Here is a 17,910-nt window from a genome sequence, read left to right as displayed (position 1 = left end):
GTCCGTCCTCCCTTACAGACTTTTCACGTCATCGATGCCGTGTTTCTTTAAAATCTGGATCGCATTGGTTTTGACCACATCATCCTTGAAGCCTGCATCCTTGAACACCACACGCATGACTTCCGGATCGAGTTCGGCTTTCAGGCTGCCAATGCCTTCAACAACATCCAAAGTGATGTCATCGTCCAGACAAATGACCAAAGCTCCGAAACCGATGGAGTAGACGGTTTTGCCGCCTATTTCGCGCTGTTCAATCGGAATCGTGAGATCAAGGCCGTATTTGAGCAGGATTTCATAGAGCACATCCTCTTCGCTACGGTCGTCCTTGATGTTGTCCACGGATGAGAGCAGGGTGTCTTCCAGATTGTCGAAGTTCGCGTCCCACGGCTTGATATTGGTTGAACCCAGTTTGAAGACCTTGAAACCGATGTCGAGATTTTCAATGCCATCTTTATCGGCGTTATCCGCCTTAATCTTGTCACCGGCACGGCGGATACGCTCTTTGCCGATGTCGGCGATGGTTTTATAACCGGCTTTGTAGGCTTCTGTGTTCTCATCGCAAGGTTCTGGCAGTTGCACCATAATGAATTTGCGACTGCCATTGTCTTGGGCATTCAAGTCAATAACGGCATGAGCTGTAGTGCAAGAACCTGAGAAAAAATCTAAAAATATTTCATCTCGTTCCTCCTTATTTTCGGCCATTGTAATTATTCTCTTAATAAGAGTTGTTGGCTTAGGAGTATCGAACAATCCAGTAGTATCATGAAAAATTGCCCTGACTTCTGACTTTGCTCCTATATTATGTCCAGCATCATGATGGCTCCATATTGTGGTTGGAACGACGCCATCTTGAACTTCTGATAAAAAACCCTTGAGATATGGTCTCGATGTTCCATCTTTCCCAAACCAAATCCTATTATCATTTAAGAGTTCTTGAAATTTTTCTTTTGTAACAGACCAGCATCTACTAGGCGGAGGTGAAAACTCTAAACCCGCGGGGGATTTAATAACATAGTCATTCTTCGCTGAATACGTCTTTACTGATAAGTTGGTTGAATACCAGTCCCCACGAGGATCGTTATCTGGATTAGAGTATTTAGCATTTAGTTCTTCAGGCCTCGGAAATAAATTTGGAGTCCACAAAATCTTATTCTTACAATAGAGAAGTATGTGATCGTGCATGTCAGAAAGATATTTTGCGTCATTTGCAGCACCATATTTTTTTTGCCAAATAATATTATTTACAAAATTCTCCTCCCCAAAAATCTCATCACACAATTTCCGGAGATTGGCGACCTCATTGTCATCAATCGAAATAAAAATCACCCCATCATCGCGCAACAGGTTTCTGGCCAACTTCAAACGCGGATACATCATATTCAGCCAGTTGGTGTGATAGCGGCCTGATGTTTCGGCATTGGTGCCGAATTTGCGGCCTTCGCTGTCTTTCTGGCCGGTATATTCCAGATAGGTGTCGAGATTGTCCTGATAATTGTCGGGATAGATGAATTCTTTGCCGGTGTTGTAAGGCGGGTCGATATAGATCATCTTGACCTGCTTGTGATAAGACTTTTGCAGCAGTTTCAGAACTTCCAGATTGTCGCCTTCAATGAACAGATTTTGGGTGGTGTCCCAGTTTTTGCTTTCTTCCTTGCAAGGGCGCAGCGTGCCAGTCGATGGCGTTTGCGCAATGCGGCGGGCTGCCGCCTTACCGTGCCAAGTGAAGTTGTAACGCTCATCGCCCGCTTCCACGGCGTCGCCCATAATGGTCCGTAAGGCGTCAAAGTCGATCTTGCCTTCACTGAAGATATCGGGAAACAGGGTTTTGAGTTGTTCGATATTGTCCTGTACGATGTTCAGGCTACTGCCGTCGCTGTCCCGATCCAGTTTTTTCATGCTGTTTTCCATCTGTTCAAACCTTTGCTTTGTCATGTTCTAATTCTTCCGCCAGCTTCTTGATCTGTACGTTCAGTTGTACCTTCCGGTTAAACTGGCTCTCGTTTTTCAAGGCCGCCCGCAGTTCGGCCAGTTGTTGTTGTGCTTGCCGAATGCGACATAACAATTCGATCCGCTCTTCTCTGGAAAGCGCATTTTCAAGGGTATAAGTCCCATTCAAATGGGCGCAATTCAAGGCGATAATCCGCGCGGTCAAATCGCCATAGAATTCATAAAAATTGTTAAAGGAGAAGCGGGTCATGGCGCAACTGTCCACAAAGGCCTGTTCGGCCTCGGTCAAATTGGCTAGGTCCATCCACTCGGTTTCATAAAAAGCTTCCACCGTGATTTTCTCGCGGTCGGCCCGATTGATGCGTTTATCGGCAATACTCAAGGCGATGCGGGAACCGTCCACAAAGACCAGCAGAATAGGGTAGGGGATGGCCCGTTGCATCACATGCGCAATGCGCTTGTAGGCTCTTGGATTTTTGAGATTGATCTGAAGAATGGCCACTTCCTGATAATCATGCTCATCATCCTGATAGCGGGCAATATTGATCGTTTCCGGCTTCAAGGTGTAAAGCCAGTGGATATCGTCAATGTCTTCGGTGAACGCCTTTTTATCGGCGGCATTCAGCGGCGCATTCTCATAAAACAGCTTTTTGTAAACCCGCTTGCCCAGATGGCAGGCTTCCGGAATGGCCAATTTCTGATAGAAGCCGTCGATCATGCGGCCTCTTTGATAATCAGGTAGCTGACGACTTCAAAATCCTCGATGCCTTTGAAGCTGTCTTTGGTCAAAACCGTACCACCACGGCTGAACAGGCTTTCCACGCCTTTTTCTTCGGCTTTGCCGATGATGCTGCCGACCGCCAGTTCCAGAGCATGGCGATATTGTGCCATGTCCTTGCCGTCCCGCGTTGCATCACGGAAACTGTTCAGCGCCTTGGTATTGGGCCGATGCCAGCCCAAGCCCTGTTTTTTCAGAATATCGAGTATCTTTTTGGCCTGCACAAAGTTGTATTTGATCTGGCCGGCCTCCGTGACATACACCAGATAATAGGGAGAAAGCGCATAAGAATCGTCATGCGTGACCTTGCCAGTAATGTTTTTCAGGCAAAAGATCACACCCGCTTCAATGTCCGGATCGCGCAAGGCGGGATCAATGGATGTTACAGCAAAAAGGCCGGTCGGGGCGGATTCCAATGTCGCCATCTGGTCTTTCATGTAGGCCGATAAATCCATTCGAAAATCGTTCAGGGTCAAATCGGTAATGGATACGCCGCCGGTCATATCTTCCAGATCGACCACATTATCCTGAAGCTGCTGAAGCTGTTTGCGGCGGTATTCCAAATCATTCATGCGTTTTTTGTCATCATACTCGATGACGTTTTCCTCGCCGGTCGCCGAAATATCCAACAGCACCATGCGTCCGCTGACCCGTGCTTCCAAATTGATATATTCGTCGAGCTCCATGTTCGGCCAGAAATTGACCAACTGAATGGCCTTGTTTTTCGAGCCCAGCCGGTCCACCCGTCCGAACCGCTGAATAATCCGAACCGGATTCCAGTGAATGTCGTAGTTAATCAAGAAATCACAATCTTGAAGGTTTTGGCCTTCGGAAATACAGTCTGTGGCAATGAGTAAATCAATCTCATGCGTGGCTTTTTCGTCAATCTTGTGACGCTCCTTGGCCACCGGCGAAAAGGTGGTCAAGATACTGTTCAGGTCTTTGTTGAGGTCTTTCAGGGTCGTTTTATTGGTGCCGGTTCCCGTGACCAAGGCGGCATGAATGCTGTGGGTTGCTCTCGCCCATTCGGCCAGATGCTCGTAAAGGTACAGAGCCGTATCGGCAAAGGCGGTAAAGACAATGACCTTTTTATTACCTAGGTTGACCGGATTTTGGCATTTATGTGCAATGATCTCTTTAAGCCTATGCAACTTGGCATCCCGCTCGGCCTCAATCATGCGAGCTTCGTGGAGCAATGTGGTCAGACGGTTTTGATCTTCTTGTAAATCCTGTTTCCACCGGACTGCATCAATGTCTTGTATTAGCACCTTGACCTTGCGCCCAATCAGGAAGGCCTCGAATTCTTCGGCCTCGATCTCAACATTTTCGATGTTGAGTTCTTCAATATCGTCGCCTTCATGGTTGTCAATTTTCTGAATCAGGAAATTGATCTCGTTCAAAAGCTTTTCCAAGGTCATGGCAAAGGAATTGATCGAGCTTTCCATGCGTTTGAGCAAATTTACCCGCATCAGGTGGATAAGGCTTTGCTCCCGATCCACCTGTTTGAAAACGGACGCACCGTCTTTGACCTTCATGTCGTATTTACGGCTGTATTCCTCGCGTTTTTCCATGCGCACGTATTTCAGCGGTGCATAGGCGCTCAAATGCAGCCGTCGGATGGTGCGGTTGATCTCTTTCAGGGGCGGAAACTGGCCATCGCGGTCAATATCGGCCTTGATGTTGAGTGGCTTCAGGCGATCCGGAAATACTCCGATTTCGGCAATGTTGTAGTATTTTTCGATGTGCTTGCGGGAACGGGCAATCGTAATCAAATCCAGCAATTTGAAATAGTCGAAGTTCATCCGTTCGAGCAGAATATCGACCTTGCGCTCGGTTTCGTCCAGTTCCAGCCATTGGTTAAAGCGGGTCTGGGCCTTTTTAAGCGTCTGCTCGATACTGGCAATCCCTAAAGACAAAAATGCATCATCTATGCCTTCCGTGATGAAAGCGACCTGATTTTTCAAGTCGTTCATCCGGTTATTCACCGGCGTGGCCGATAGCATCAGGACTTTAGTTTTAACTCCAGAACGGATGATTTCATCCATCATGCGAGAATAGCGGGTCAAACCTTCTTTACGGGAATTGTTGTTCCGGAAGTTGTGGGATTCATCAATGACCACAAGGTCGTAATTGCCCCAATTCAGGGTTTCCAGATTGATCTCGCCGGACTTGCCGTTCAAACGGGTCAAATCCGTGTGGTTGAGCACATCGTAATTGAACCGATCCCCTGACAGAATATTCCGCTTGTCATTGACGGTGTAAATCGTCCAATTCTCCCGAAGCTTCTTCGGACAAAGTACCAAAGCCCGATCATTACGCAATTCATAGTATTTGATGATCGCCAAAGCCTCGAATGTCTTCCCAAGGCCTACGCTGTCGGCAATAATGCAGCCATTGTATTTTTCCAGCTTGTCGATGGCTCCCATCACACCATCGCGCTGAAACTTGTAGAGTTTGTTCCAGACCAGTGTTTCCTTGAATCCGGTCTTTGTCTTGATGATGCGCTCTTCGTCCAGCTCTTCGAGAAAATCCTTGAAGATATTAAACAGCGTCAGGAAATAGATGAATTCAGGCGACTGGTCTTCAATCAAGCGACTTAATTCGGCCAAAAGATGTTCTTTGATGTCATTGACCGTCGCGGGGTTGTCCCAAATCGAGTTAAACCACTCCAACAAGGCGGCTGTGCCGCTTGCTTCCGTCAGGCACGTATTCATGTCGTACTTGTCGGATTCCGAGAAACCTAGACCAGAGGTCGTGAAATGTGAACTACCCTGAATAGCGAGAGATGGGGCATTGTCTATTTGAATATGAAATAAATTCTGATTGAGGATGTGCGGATTGTTAACGACTTTGATCTCCGCCTTTTTGTCTAACCAATCGGCACACTCCTTGGCAATTTGGGTTTGATTAAGGCGGTTTTTGAAGCGGCGTTCAAAGGCATCTCCATTGAGGCTCTGAAAATTTAAAGTTCCTTCTTTGGTAGCTTCAATTTTCGAGAATAAGAGCCTAACTTTTTCAACGCGAGAAAGCTCATTTTTCAGAGCTTCAAAGCCGTAAATCGAAAACAGGCCAGAAATGACAGAAAGGCGGGCTCCAATTTTGAGGTTGTTTTTAAGAGCATCCCCGACCTTTCCATTTTTTTTATTATCTAATAGCATCAATAATCTCTAAAGGGCGACAAAAGTTTTGAAGTCTAAACTTCACAATGCGTTATTCAATTCGGCTCAAAATAAGCACCTGTGCTCAACGAATTGGTATCTACTCCGTTGCCTGTTTCTTCTTATCTTCGATCCAGCGTTCAATGTCTGCGGCCTTGAAATGCCAACTGCCTTCGACTTCAAAACTCGCTAATTTGCCTTCAGCAGCCAGCCTATAGGCCGTCTTTTCCTATAATTTCAATAATCGACCACTTCTTTCAAGGTCAGAATTTTATCTTTCATGGTTGCTTCAACTAAATCTCACCTTGAGAGAATAAGCGAAAATTACAAAGTCAACAACCGCGAAAAACACCTTGCATCAAATGGTTATTCTCTCGTTTGCTGGCATAAATGCGCCAAATTCAAAATTGAAATGCAACCAAGGACACCTCGTTGGCCGTCATCCACTGGCGAAACAGTGGTCGTGATTGAGCGGCGAAATGCTCACGGCATCCAATCGGTGGACGGTTGGTCAAGGTTTCCAAAGGGCATTGAAAGCTCTTTGGTCGATGGGGGTTCAGCGAAGTCTCCCATTGACCATGGGGGTCTTGGGGGCAGCTTGGAGGCTACCCCAAATGGTGATTGAACGGCCACACGTTCTCTGGTGCATGAAGGCTCGATGCCGACAATGCACCACATCAGCGCTTACCTGAAAATTTTGCAGTGCAATATTTGATGTTTAGCGTGACCGAGAGGAATGCAACGGGAGAGCGGCAACGTCTCCCTTGCCAAGATGGCGCTGAGCTAAAAAATGGAACGTTTTGTAGTACAGTGCACATCTTGCATGCGTGTAACAGGCAGCATTCAAGTGTAGTAGCGTAAATCTAAACTGATAGACACCTTGAAAAACGGGTAACTGTCAGATTAAGTTTGAGTTAACTCAGGTGTATTGATACCAGACTTCCATTTTCAGATAAATAGCTCATCTAACTCTTGATGATTTTCACTTCTGATCCTTCGCGATATTGTATTGTTACAATCTTACCTATAGGCGGTTTTTTACCGAAAAATCGAGCATCATGCTTTACATATCCTTGCCCAGTATTTTGATAAATAATATTTTCTTTTTTATCTATAAAAAGTAACAGTCCTTCATAGGACTGGTTCTCCTGTGCTAATTCTGAAAGGAATAGATGGTAAATCCCAGGTTTTATATCGCCTTCAACTCTTTTAATTAAGCCAGTTGTTTTCCATTCCTGATCATATTTCTGAAGGACTCTACATCCGTTCATAACAATAAGGCGATACATATTACGGTTCTCTTTTCGTATAAAAAAGCTCTTCCAACCAATCTGCCCATTTAGCAGCCTTGGCAATCAGATCGATGCGATACCGGTTGTTATATTCTGGCGTTCTTGAATGATAATTTGCTGCCTTTGTCCAGATATCACCTTTGTCATTTTTGATATGCTGACGAACGCGCCAGGCGGCTAAGTCATAGGTATAACATCCAGCCTGTGCAACATGATCGGCGGTGATGCCGTATCTGGATAAATCTTGAAGATACGCGGTATTGAATTGCATTGTTCCGACATCATGCGTGCCATTACTGTTTTCTACCCATTGGCCGGGTTTGCCACCTTCTTTTTCCGCGATGGCCAACAAAATGTTGGCTGGAATTTCATATTTTACCGCAGCAATGATGGAACAGACGACGCGTTCCTGCATATCTGGCGGCAAATCAACCATATCTCAATAATAGCGTGGTTGTGGTGGATAATTCACCGGCTGTTGCTGGGGATATTGCGGTGGTGTCTGCTGTATCGGTTGTTGCGGATACGGTGATTGCGGGGCTTGCGCTTGCGATACTTCAAACATGTAGATTTCCACACGCCGGTTACGTGCGCGGCCTTCAGCCGTATCGTTCGATGCAATTGGTTCGTACTCGCCCCGCCCATCGATATGAATGCGGTTTACAGCAATGCCTTGACTCACAAGATAATTGCGCGTACTGGCTGCACGATTAACCGACAGCGGATTATTGATCGCATCGGTGCCGGTGCTGTCGGTATGACCGATGATTCTGGCTTGAGCTGCAGGATTGCTCATCATTCCAGCGACCAGGCTATTCAATACAGGACGCATTTCCGGTTTGATGTCAGCTCGCCCTGTGTCAAACGAAAAGTCCCCCGGTACGTTCATCTTAAGTTCATTGCCGGGTGTTTGGGTGACTTCAATACCGGTTCCTTCAGTTACCTGTTCCATTTGCTGGCGCTGTTTTTCCATATGCGATGACCAGACATAACCGCCCAATGCACCAACGCCTGCGCCAATACCCGCACCCAGTGCCGGATCACCGGCAATAGCACCAATGATGGCGCCAGCGGCAGCACCGATACCGGTACCCGCCGCCGTGCCTTGTGCAGTCCTTCTTTGTGAGTCTGTCATGCTGGCGCAGCCAGCCAACAGCACTGCTATTAGAACAATTAAAATCGATTTCTTCAAGAACATGTTAGAACCCCAGCTGTCTGCCATATTGGTTGTTGATCATATGCGGCCAGTTCCCAGCCGTTGCGCACTTGCCCAGAAACTTGCCGCGTGCGCTAAAAGTCTTGTTCAGGCTAATGCCGCCATGACTGTTGAATTTGATGATATCGAAGTAATCCTGAACAAAACCTTTACAACCGGAAACAACGCCGGAGCCTTGCAGCATTCCGGCCATGCAAAGCACTGTGCTGCAGGAATCTTTAGCCTTTACAGGCGCGGCAAACAAAAACATCAACATAAAAATCGTGAGAATCTTTTTCATCTATCGGCCTCCTCTGGAAATGTAATTGCCGCTACTCTCGGCATTCTGCCCGGCTTTAACCGCATTCATCAGTGGCTCAATTCCCTTGATAGGACTGTTTCTGCGTAATGCCGATACACCATAAGCGGTTATTGCTGCAGACGTTCCCGCTGCCGCTACCAACCCGCCAGCGCTGTAACTGCCAATTCCGGCAGTCGAACCGATACTGCTGCCGGTCACGATTCCTGAAATCAGTGGAGGGAGTTTGGAAATCAACACCCATAGCGCAATGGTAAAAACCAGCATGACTGCGAGTTCTTCATAATTCAACACATTCTTGCCCATTTTGGAATAAAAACTGGATAATAGATCGCTGCCAATGCCCACTATAAGCAACATGACTAGTAACTGGATACCGACACCGAGAACTGTTTTAAAGTAATTGATAGCAATGTCTGTTGTCCATCGGGCACCACCAAAGCCTAATAGGAAAATTCCGGCATATAACAATACCCATGCAGAAATCAATAAAAGCAGCATATTGACAGCAATTACTGCAATAATGACAAGAATTGCTAGCGAAACGATAAGTGCTATCAAACTATCGATTGGTTGCAAAACAGTTAGATTACTGGTTGCCTGGTTCCAGATTAAAATGCCGATATTCATAACGCTAGTGTGACTAGTGTTTCCCGGTAGCCCTGCAGCAATGTTTCCTAATTGCTGCATTGAACTGATGATGGTTCCTGCAATGTTATGCCCGGATACCGCATTGGTCAGCAACCAGAAAAAGAATCCGGTAAAAATGATAAACCGTGTGAATTCCGCAAAAAACTCACCGATATCGGCTCTGCGTAACAGCATCATACCGAATGTCCACACCATCGAAATCAAAACCAGTGTCCAAAATAAGCGCTCGGCTGCACCCTGAATGACGTTTTGCCAGGTTTTAACTTTGCCGTGAAACTTTTCGACAACCTGATCAAGCACACTCTGATTGGTCACTGGATCGATATAGGCCAATTCCGCAAACGCCGCAGAAGAAAACCCTAACAACACAAAAGCAATTACTAAAGCCACGCCTGGATTTTTTGACATTACACTATCTCTTTATAATGTTTATAACAGTTACTCGGTGTTATCTTCATGGTTAAGAAACAAATTCGGATCAGATAACCAATCTTTGCCTTGAGGCATTTCACTCAATTCTTTCTTCGGTTCTTTCAACTCAAGCTGGCCGTCTCCATCCTTAGAGCAACCAGGCAGCGCTACCAAAGAAAACAAACAAACCACCAAGCTGATTATGCGAATATTTTTCATGACACTCTCCTTGAAATGAGAAATTAGAATGCATCCCTGACCAGCCAGTTTCGCCCAGTCGGTAATGTTTGCGGACTCAATCGTTTTGTAGCTGTTTCCCGCGACGCCTGCCACATGGCTTCCTGATCGACTTTGGCTTGGTTCTGGGCATTGATGGCGTTATGTTGCGCGATCAGCAAATGACGGATTTGCAGCAACTGGTTGGCCTGATGGGCTGCAAGCTGATTGGCATATTGCAATGCTTCCATTTGTCCTTCAGCGGTTTGGGTGCGTTGCTGCAGGATTTGCAGTTGGGCGGCATCGAGTGGTATCTGTTGCGAATGATGATCAAGGCCACGTAGTACAGCGTCATTCGCACTCTTTTGCGCATCAGTGCTGGCTTCCTGTCCCTGCTTTAATATGCCCCACGCTGATTCGGTGCAATTGCCGTCGAGATTGAAACACGGTGAACTGCGGTAGTAATTGACATTACGGAATCGTTGCAGATAACCGTCCAATCCGCCATAACGCTGACCGTAATAGCGGATGGTGTCGGTCATATGCATGAGCTTGTTCATCGTATACTGCGCCTGTGCCCAGACATACGCCGGTGGCGCCAGGGTATTGCGGATCATGTTTTCGTATTGCTGCAATTGCGTTTGGTACTGTTGTATCTGTTTCAAGGTCTGCGATACATTTTCTATCGCGGCAACTGTGGTTTGCTGGATGTTGGCCGCATCGATAACGGGAATGCCGCCAGCATTGGCGTTTGTGTTAAACATAGCTAAGAGAGTTACAATGATTCCTGCAATTTTTTTGCAAAGAGAGAAATGGTTGGATTGGCTTCTACTGATTGTCATTAGTGATTACTCCTTGCATAGTCAAATGATTGATAAGGCTTGTTGAACACCATGTCCTTGGTCACGATGATGTTGAACCGGTATCCGGGTCTGATTTCAAGCGTTGGTGAAATATTCATGTTTTTGCGAATCAGATTGGCGGTAACCAGTCCAAGTTGCTGACCGAGCGACTGGCTCATGATGCTGCCCGCATTCTGCCGCCCGAATGCACCGCCCGAATCGCGCTGGCTATAGGCAGTACCGGCTACAATCGCGGACATGATCAGCGCTGATCCGAAGATGCGCAGATAATGGTTGTTAACCTGATCCTTGAATCCGGCATAACCGATACCATCGGCCCCGGGCATCGCACCGATATCCATCGTCTTGCCATCCGGAAAGATAATGCGCTGCCAGGCCACCAGCACGCGAGCCTGACCGAACTCGACTTCACTCGAATAAGTACCCACGAGGCGCGAGCCTTGCGGAATCAAACGGTATTTGCCGACCGGCGAGTCATAAATATGCTGACTCACCTGTGCCATGATTTGTCCGGGCAATTCGGAATTAATGCCGGAAATCAAGGTTGCCGGAATCACAAAGCCGGTTTGCAGGATATAAGGCGATTGCGGTTTTTTAACGTCGCTGTCGAGTTTCCAGCGTTCATCGCCATTGGCTGAATCGAAACGCGCATAATCATTCACATTGCCGGTTACCGGATCGTTTAGCAGCATCGGCGCTGTATCATCATAGTCATCACCGATACCGGCGCCACCACCAGCACCCAATCCGCTTTGACCTTGCCGCAAATGCGCAAGCCGTGCATGATATGCAGCGGTTGGGTCTTCACGCAGATTCGCATCGATCTGCTGGCGTACTCTGGCCATTTCAGCCAGTGCTTCCTCACGAGATGGTGAGCCGCCGGTATTAGTGTATTGCGGTGCGGAAGCAGCACTTCTGGGTGCAATTACATTGACGCTGGTTTTGGCTTTGATTGCTTCTTCAAGCTGTTGACGCTTGAGCAGGCGGATATGTTCAAGTTCGGCATTGTGCGAAGCATTGGAATGATCCAGAGACGGCGGCGCTGGCGGCAAATCCAGATCGGCTGGACGCTCAATAATAATTGCCTCGCGCCAATCTTTGATAAACCGGTCATCTGGTATATCTGAAGTTTCCTGCTGAACTTTGGGCTCGATAATGCCGCCGATATAATCCTTGGCAATCAGGTTTGCAAAATTACTGCTCGACTGGGCATCATGATTACTGTCGAAATCATAGGCACTGTTACGGTCAGTTGCGCGGTTCATCGCCACAATGCCCATGAGCAACATAAAAATCAGCATGATGGCGCCAAAGATATACAGCGGCAGATTGTTGACGCGGCGCACGCCAACGCTTTTGGAAACCACATCTGGCGATGATTCAGGTGACAGCAGTTTGGAATGATTTGTCATGATGTCTATATCCCAGGCTTTCCGTTACCGTTTATTCCTTGCGTACCCACAATCCCGCCGGTTGAATCTGTTCGGACTGGGCAATAAATGCGCGTGTCAATTGCTGATCTTCAATCAGAATGCTGACATGATACAAATCACTCGATTGATCGATGATGTAACCGAGTGCCAAGCCATTATTCCGTGTGGATTCATCAAATGTTGGTGTGCTATTTGAATTCTCGGATTCTTCTGGTGAATGAATTGCGGCCAAAAAGGAATTTGCCGGGCTGGTGCTTTCCAGGACAGCAAACCCATCGCTGCGTAGCTTATCGATTAACACCTGCCCGAACAGATCATTGGCGTTATGGCGTAAATTAAACTGTGTGGTTGCCGCCGGATAAAGCCGTCCAATCTGGTCGGCCACATCGTCGGCCATGACTTTGCTGTATTGACTGAATGCCGGTGACGGATTCTGTATGAAACTGCCATAGGGTTGTGTTGTTGCACAGCCACCCAGTAATAGCAGAATAACTGTACAAATCAGAACAGATTTGTTGATGGAGCATCTACTGGGTTTGGCAACATGAAATTGTGGCAACATGATCAATTCCCCCGTGTAATCGTGATACGGTTTTGATTGTCGCCGACACCGGCCACCAGAATTGCCTTGTCAAACACCGCATCGACGATGTAGCGGTCGCCTTGTAGACGATAATTGACCATGACGGTGTCGTCTTTTTTGAACAGGCCGCCTTCTTTATTCAGCAGCAATAACGTCGGCGCTTCTGTCTGCGCCATGACCTTGGGCATCTGGATGATGGTTTTCTGACCGTCGTTATACACACGCACCGGTTTCCATACCGCATTGCCGGATACTGAATACGCAAAATCGAGATTGCCGAGATACTCTCCGGTTTCCGGTATTACGCGAGACTGTCGGATTTCAAGTGCGCGGTTCTCTTGGGCTTTGATCGCATCCCATTTAGCCAATGCGTCTTCGGGGTAAATGAAACCGACACGCGGCATGAATTCGCGCCGGTGTGAACGCAGTCGTATGTGGTAGGTTCTGCGATTGGTGGTAACCACAAGTGAAGTCTCCAATCCCACATCCATTGGCTTGACGATCAAGTGTTGCACTTCGTTGGATCCTTGCCCGGTAATCGCCGGTTCTATGAGCCAGCGCGCCTGATCGCCCAGGTGGATGGAATTGACCTGCTCACCCGGTTGTAATTCAATATCGCACACCTGTAATACCGCACAGACGATGCTCGGTTGTTGCGCACCGAACAGGAAACGGATTGAACCATCAGTACCTGCAACCGGCTTAATGCCCTGAGCGCTGTTTGCCTGCCATTTCTTTGCCATCGCGATGGCTTCACGCTCCTGCTGCGTTAACTGCGGATTCTTGCCGCTGAAATAGGCTTCAGTCAGGTTGCTGGCGGAAACGGAAGCAACATCTGTAATGATTAAAAAAATGGTGACTAAAGTGATTATGCGTTTCATGATGGAACCTCATTACGATTGCCGCGACCAGGAGAAATCCTGGATGTAAATACCCAGCGGATTGTTGCGGATTTGTTCTTCAGTGGTACTTTGCGTTGGTGGACGGTGATAGACTCGTAACAGTGCACGCATCTTAAACGGTGCTTCCAGTTGGTGACCTTGTCGGTCATACACCTTTTCCAGCCAGTCAACCTGCCAGGTTTCTGGCGATTGTGGAATCACGGAAATGATTTCCACACTCACGGTTTGTGTTTCCGCACGTTTGAACGGACTGCTGGATTCGGTGCCGTTAAACCATTCATTCGCTTTGGCCATTGCCGGATCGTTGGTTTTAAGCATGGCGTATGCTCTGAAGATGGCCTTGCGCTGTAATGCGATATCCGGTGTCACCATCCTGACATCGTTAATGAACGATGCGAGAGATGCATGTACCACTCGCTGATCGGCAACGGCTGCAACATCAGCACGAGAGACCGCAATTGCTTCGCCGAGTTTATTGACCTGAACGACATACGGAATAAACTTCGATTGGCTGCCAATATAAATCATGCCGCCAACACCGGCCAGTGCAATCATCAAACAGAGAATCGCGAGCATCTGCCACATGTTTCTCGACGATTGAACAGAACGCATATGATCGTTCCAGGTACGCCGGGCTGACAGATACGGATTCTCCGATTCACCAGTACGGCGTCCGCCTTTAATGAAAGATGATGAATCGATCTCATCATCGGCGCGGATTGGTTCACCGGATTTGCCAGTAAGGCTGAATTTTCGCTTTTTGATTTTTTCGGTCAAATCACTGATGGTACTCATGCAGCCACCCCATAATCCGATAGTTTGAGTCCTTTCATTGCCAGCCACTGATTCACCCAGCCATCGCCGTATTTGGCACAGAGATTTCTAATCGTAGCTATCGATTCCTTGTCGGTCGAACCGACGAACGCGAGTGCCAGTGGGCCAAGTGCGAGTTCATACAAGCGTCTGCCGTTTTCCGATACGGTGTAATAGTGTTGTTTGGGTACGGCAGTCGCGAGGATTTCAATCTGGCGAGTATTCAATCCCATGCGCCGGTACAGTGCTGCCGCTTCTTCATCACGCGCGAATACGTTGGGCAAAAATATTTTGGTGGCAGTCGATTCGACAATAACATCGAGTATGCCGCTGTTGGCGGCATCCGATAAACTCTGTGTTGCCATCAATACCAGGCAATTGTTTTTACGCATGACCTTGAGCCATTCACGAATCTTTGCGCGAAATACCGGGTGACCCAGCATGAGCCATGCTTCATCAAGCAGGATGGCAGCAGGCTGGCCTTGCAGGCTGCGTTCAATGCGCCGGAACAGATACAGCAGTGTTGGCAGTGCATATTTCTCACCGAGATTCATGAGTTCTTCAATCTCGAATGTGGTAAAACTCGATAAATGCAACCCGTCTTCCTCGGCATCGAGCAGATGGCCCATCATGCCGTCGATGGTGTATTGCTTGAGTGCCTCGCGTATGGCTTCATCCTGGATCGTTACCAGAAAGTCGGATAATGTGTGCGAGCCACTCTGGTGCATGTTGGTAATCGCGAGACTGATTTCGTTACGCTGCTGGGGTGAGACAGTAATTCCGTTTAATTCCACCATCGTGCAAATCCACTCCAGCGCCCAGGCACGGTCGCCTTTGGAGTCGAGAAACTGTAACGGACAAAACGCGAGTGCTTCATCATCTCCGGCCACAGTAAAATGCTGCCCACCAACGGCTTTGGTCAACGGATACATCGACAATCCCTTGTCAAAGCAGTAAACTGACATGTTCTTATAACGTCTAAGCTGTGCGGCAATCAGTGCCAGGTGCGTAGACTTGCCCGCACCGGTCGGACCAAACATGAAGGTGTGGCCGAGATCACGTACATGCAGGTTTAATCGGAATGGGGTGGCGCCCTGTGTGACGCAATGCATGAGTGGAGGTGAGCTCGGCGGATACATCGGACACGGTGCCTGGGATTTGCCCGTCCAGATGGTATTGACCGGCAGCAGATCGGCGAGATTCATCGTGTTGATCAACGGACGGCGTACATTCTCAACGCCATGGCCGGGCAGACTGCCGAGATACGCTTCCATGGTATTGATGGTTTCTATTCTTGCGGCAAAGCCCAGATGATTGATGGCTTTTTCCACTTTGCGTGCGGCATCTTCCAAAGCGGCACGGTCTTCCATCATTAAAACAACGACACTGGTATAGTAGCCTTGCGCAACAAAACCGCTGTTGGTTTCCGCAATTGCCGATTGCGCATCTTCAGTCATATTGAGTGCATCCTCATCCACATGACTGCTTTGCAGGTTGAATACCTGATCGAAGAAACCGCGTATCTTTTGTTTCCACTTTTTGCGGTATTGATCCAGATGCGCCACCGCTTCATGCGTATCCATAAAAATGTAGCGTGATGACCAGCGGTAGACACCGGGTAGCTCCGACAAGATATTAAGCATTCCGGGCGTTGATTCCAGCGGAAAACCTTCAATCGATACCGTTTGTATAAAGTTGCGCCCAACTTTGGGTACGACACCGCCCCACATTTCCTGACCGCCGAGGATAGTATCGAGATACATCGGATTGGATGGCAAAACCATCGGTTGATCGTTGCCGGTAATGCACAGTTGCAGCCATGACAGGAAATCATCCAATGTGGTTGTCGTGCCGTCTTCATTGACTTGGCTTTTGCTTTTTAAACGCGTCAATTCAAACGAGGAGGACAACCGCGATTCAAAGTTGGCGCATTCGCGCTCAAAATACTGCAACAGACTGTTGGTGCGTGATTTGAAATCTGGATTATCCGTGTCGTCATCAAACATGAGTTCGACAAACTTGCGCTGCGCGAGCATCGGTGGCAGGAATGTCAATGTGACGACAAAGCAGCTCTCGTACAATTCACCGATTCGCTCAAACAATTCACGGCGTTCCTGATCAATCGCTGCCGTTACCGGATCGGGATAATTCGACAGGCCTTTGTCCGAATACCCGAGTACGGGCTTGCGAATGGCATCTACATGAATCATCCAACCGTTACCCAACCGTGATAACGCCTGATTGATGTGTAATGACACCTGTTCACGCTCGACATCCGTGCTGCTAGCGGTATCGGCGCCGCAGAATTGCCAGGCAGCCATCAATGCACCGTTTTTGCCGACAATGACACCGTCTTCCACAACAGCGGCATACACCAGCAAATCGGCAAAGCCGGTATCTTTGGAACGGTATTTGTCGAGTTTGAATGTTTGCTCCGTCTCACGGATGCGCATGAATAGCATCAACAGCAGTAATGCGCCCAGTACAGCAATCAGTATGGTTATCGCGGTGATCATTGGAACTGCTTTTCCATATGTGGCGGGTTGACGGTAAATGGCGTGCTTCTGGCCGGATAATATTTTTTGTAGCGCAGCTGGCGAAGATACACATGGCGCAGTTGTGGGTCATGTTTGGCCATCAAGCGAAGCGCAAACAATGCGAAGATCCACAATGCAATACCAAACAGCGTGGTCTTGATTTCCATTGCCGCAAAAATGGATGTGGCGGCAATCAGGATTGAGAACATTACCAGTTCCCGGTCACCGCCCATGAAGAGATTTGGACGGTTACCCGATTGTCTGATCGGTATGGTTCGTAACGCCATGTCATACCTCCTGGATACAGGAATTCATCACTGCCTGATAGAGTTCAGGCGATTTTTATTGCTGCTACACTTGCAAACTGTTGTGCTGTTTTATTGCTTTGTTGTTCAGTTCCTTGGGTTCTCCAATGCATCAGGTGCTGTCAGAGAATCTGCACGATTTATTTCATAAACCTCATCAACCGGAATCACAGCACCCTGGAACAGATTGGTCATGATATTGTTGGCGCCTACCAACAACGCCATGACTAGTACGATAAAAATCAGCGTGCGGAAGAATGCGTTCAATTCACCGCCAAAGATTAAAATGCCACCGGCAACAACAATGCCGACGATAGATAAAGTGAATGCAACCGGGCCGGTTACGGAATTGCGCAGATTTACCAGCCACGATTCATACGGTAATGCACCACCGGCGCCAACGGCTGCCAGGGTGTTATTGGCGAACAGGAGCAAACCCAGAAACATGAGAGTCAATAGTGCGTAAAACAAAAAGGGATTATGGTTGTTCTGAATCAGCTTCATGAT

At 47.8% G+C, this 17,910-nt stretch carries 16 protein-coding genes and 1 pseudogene; all 17 read right to left on the bottom strand.

Translation table 11 applies throughout. The features are described from left to right. Positions 1-12 precede the first annotated feature (12 nt). The 17 genes and pseudogenes from MRK00_02035 to MRK00_01955 all read right to left on the bottom strand — a co-directional run bounded on the left by MRK00_02035 (position 13) and on the right by MRK00_01955 (position 17,814). Positions 13-1,932, bottom strand: coding sequence for a site-specific DNA-methyltransferase (locus MRK00_02035; GenBank protein ID MDR4516160.1), 1,920 nt, complete (start codon positions 1,930-1,932; stop codon positions 13-15). Beyond that, entirely contained in the window at positions 1,913-2,665 is a 753-nt protein-coding gene (locus MRK00_02030; GenBank protein MDR4516159.1) for a DUF4391 domain-containing protein, read from the bottom strand. Before MRK00_02030 ends, MRK00_02035 begins: the two co-directional genes overlap by 20 nt. After that, the gene (locus MRK00_02025; protein MDR4516158.1) at positions 2,662-5,883 is read right to left on the bottom strand and encodes an SNF2-related protein; all 3,222 of its coding nucleotides are present in this window, start codon (positions 5,881-5,883) and stop codon (positions 2,662-2,664) included. The genes MRK00_02030 and MRK00_02025 overlap by 4 nt, the downstream gene beginning before the upstream one ends. A gap of 965 nt (positions 5,884-6,848) precedes the next feature. Beyond that, on the bottom strand, positions 6,849-7,172 hold the full coding sequence (locus MRK00_02020) for a conjugal transfer protein TraO (protein MDR4516157.1): 324 nt from the start codon (positions 7,170-7,172) through the stop codon (positions 6,849-6,851). 1 nt (position 7,173) lies between these two features. Beyond that, complete coding sequence (locus tag MRK00_02015) at positions 7,174-7,611, bottom strand: conjugal transfer protein TrbN (protein MDR4516156.1); 438 nt, start codon at positions 7,609-7,611, stop codon at positions 7,174-7,176. A gap of 3 nt (positions 7,612-7,614) precedes the next feature. Beyond that, the gene (locus tag MRK00_02010) at positions 7,615-8,310 is read right to left on the bottom strand and encodes an OmpA family protein (GenBank protein MDR4516155.1); all 696 of its coding nucleotides are present in this window, start codon (positions 8,308-8,310) and stop codon (positions 7,615-7,617) included. Between the two features lie 64 nt (positions 8,311-8,374). Next, positions 8,375-8,671, bottom strand: a complete 297-nt coding sequence (locus MRK00_02005; protein ID MDR4516154.1) for a TrbM/KikA/MpfK family conjugal transfer protein — start codon at positions 8,669-8,671, stop codon at positions 8,375-8,377. Then, positions 8,672-9,748: a P-type conjugative transfer protein TrbL gene (trbL, locus tag MRK00_02000; GenBank protein MDR4516153.1), complete on the bottom strand. Its 1,077-nt coding sequence runs from the start codon at positions 9,746-9,748 to the stop codon at positions 8,672-8,674. A gap of 30 nt (positions 9,749-9,778) precedes the next feature. Beyond that, complete coding sequence (locus MRK00_01995; protein ID MDR4516152.1) at positions 9,779-9,970, bottom strand: hypothetical protein; 192 nt, start codon at positions 9,968-9,970, stop codon at positions 9,779-9,781. Between the two features lie 23 nt (positions 9,971-9,993). Continuing rightward, positions 9,994-10,731 carry a P-type conjugative transfer protein TrbJ gene (gene trbJ, locus MRK00_01990; GenBank protein ID MDR4516151.1) on the bottom strand — a complete coding sequence of 246 codons (738 nt, stop codon included), beginning with the start codon at positions 10,729-10,731 and terminating at the stop codon, positions 9,994-9,996. A gap of 77 nt (positions 10,732-10,808) precedes the next feature. After that, entirely contained in the window at positions 10,809-12,242 is a 1,434-nt protein-coding gene (locus MRK00_01985) for a TrbI/VirB10 family protein (GenBank protein MDR4516150.1), read from the bottom strand. A 31-nt stretch (positions 12,243-12,273) separates the two neighbouring features. Next, complete coding sequence (locus MRK00_01980) at positions 12,274-12,825, bottom strand: conjugal transfer protein TrbH (GenBank protein ID MDR4516149.1); 552 nt, start codon at positions 12,823-12,825, stop codon at positions 12,274-12,276. Positions 12,826-12,827: 2 nt separating this feature from the next. Next, on the bottom strand, positions 12,828-13,727 hold the full coding sequence (gene trbG, locus MRK00_01975; protein MDR4516148.1) for a P-type conjugative transfer protein TrbG: 900 nt from the start codon (positions 13,725-13,727) through the stop codon (positions 12,828-12,830). 12 nt (positions 13,728-13,739) lie between these two features. Further along, positions 13,740-14,543 carry a VirB8/TrbF family protein gene (locus MRK00_01970; GenBank protein MDR4516147.1) on the bottom strand — a complete coding sequence of 268 codons (804 nt, stop codon included), beginning with the start codon at positions 14,541-14,543 and terminating at the stop codon, positions 13,740-13,742. Next, positions 14,540-17,077 (bottom strand): VirB4 family type IV secretion/conjugal transfer ATPase, encoded by a 2,538-nt coding sequence (locus tag MRK00_01965; GenBank protein MDR4516146.1) that lies wholly within the window; start codon positions 17,075-17,077, stop codon positions 14,540-14,542. The genes MRK00_01970 and MRK00_01965 overlap by 4 nt, the downstream gene beginning before the upstream one ends. Then, positions 17,074-17,385 carry a conjugal transfer protein TrbD gene (locus MRK00_01960; protein MDR4516145.1) on the bottom strand — a complete coding sequence of 104 codons (312 nt, stop codon included), beginning with the start codon at positions 17,383-17,385 and terminating at the stop codon, positions 17,074-17,076. The genes MRK00_01965 and MRK00_01960 overlap by 4 nt, the downstream gene beginning before the upstream one ends. Before the next feature lie 189 nt (positions 17,386-17,574). Further along, positions 17,575-17,814: pseudogene (locus tag MRK00_01955) on the bottom strand (TrbC/VirB2 family protein). Positions 17,815-17,910: the final 96 nt, after the last annotated feature.

Origin of the sequence: Nitrosomonas sp., assembly GCA_031316255.1 — a bacterium.
In the GTDB taxonomy this organism is placed as follows: Bacteria; Pseudomonadota; Gammaproteobacteria; order Burkholderiales; family Nitrosomonadaceae; genus Nitrosomonas.
The sequence above is the reverse complement of the archived record's forward strand: the minus strand, read 5'-3'. Positions and strand labels throughout refer to the sequence as shown.